The organism is Oleiphilus sp. HI0125, assembly GCF_001635355.1.
This window is the reverse complement of sequence record NZ_LWGF01000102.1, coordinates 1-787: the sequence shown is the minus strand read 5'-3', so window position 1 is coordinate 787 and position 787 is coordinate 1. Positions and strand designations below refer to the sequence as shown.

The 787-nt window shown below is 41.7% G+C and carries 2 protein-coding genes; both read right to left on the bottom strand.

The annotated features are described in order from the left end of the window. Positions 1-40: 40 nt before the first annotated feature. The gene (bfr, locus tag A3762_RS01645) at positions 41-514 is read right to left on the bottom strand and encodes a bacterioferritin (protein ID WP_068478532.1); all 474 of its coding nucleotides are present in this window, start codon (positions 512-514) and stop codon (positions 41-43) included. 89 nt (positions 515-603) lie between these two features. Then, on the bottom strand, positions 604-787 hold a 184-nt coding region (locus tag A3762_RS28120), incomplete at its 5' end, for a bacterioferritin-associated ferredoxin (RefSeq protein ID WP_068753787.1).

Sequence of the window (787 nt, the reverse complement as noted above, 5' to 3'; positions counted from 1 at the left end):
TGTATCGACAACTTTTTGATTACCTTTCATTTCAAAACCCCTATTCTTCGCCTAGCAATGATTGCGTATAGTTCTCGAGCCCCATCTTTTCGATGAGATCTCGCTGAGTTTCAATCCAATCGAAATGCTCTTCCTCATAGCTCAAAAGTTCGCGCAAGACATCTCTACTCACATAATCGCGCTGTGATTCGCAGTGCTCGATCGCATCGCGAAGGGTTGCCAAAGACTGCGTCTGAAACCTCAAGTCGCAAGACAGAATCTCGGGAACATCTTCGCCAATATACAGCTTGCCTAATTTTTGGAGATTGGGGATACCTTCCAAGAACAAGATACGCTCAATAAGCGCGTCCGCTTGTTTCATATCCTTGATGGATTTTTTGTACTCGACCTTATCAAGAACTGATAATCCCCAGTTCTTGGCCATTCGAGCATGAAGAAAATATTGATTGATCGATATAAGCTCATCCGCGAGCACATCGTTTAATTTTTGAATAACCGATACATCACCTTGCATAGCGAACCTCCCTTCGAAAAAATCAGGGCAAGTATATGCAAGGTTTAAGTTATTGAAAAGTTGAGAATAATGATACGAATCAGTATCAGTTAGATGACTACCGCGTAGGCTAAGTCGAGAGAAGTATTGTCGTTATCTTGAGCCAATCTATTTTCTATAATTTCTTTAGTAGTACATGCACACTGACCACAACTTGTCGCCACACCCAGTTCATTGCGCACCTGACGAAAAGAAGTTTTGCCTTCATCCATCAAAGAATGAATATCTCTGTCA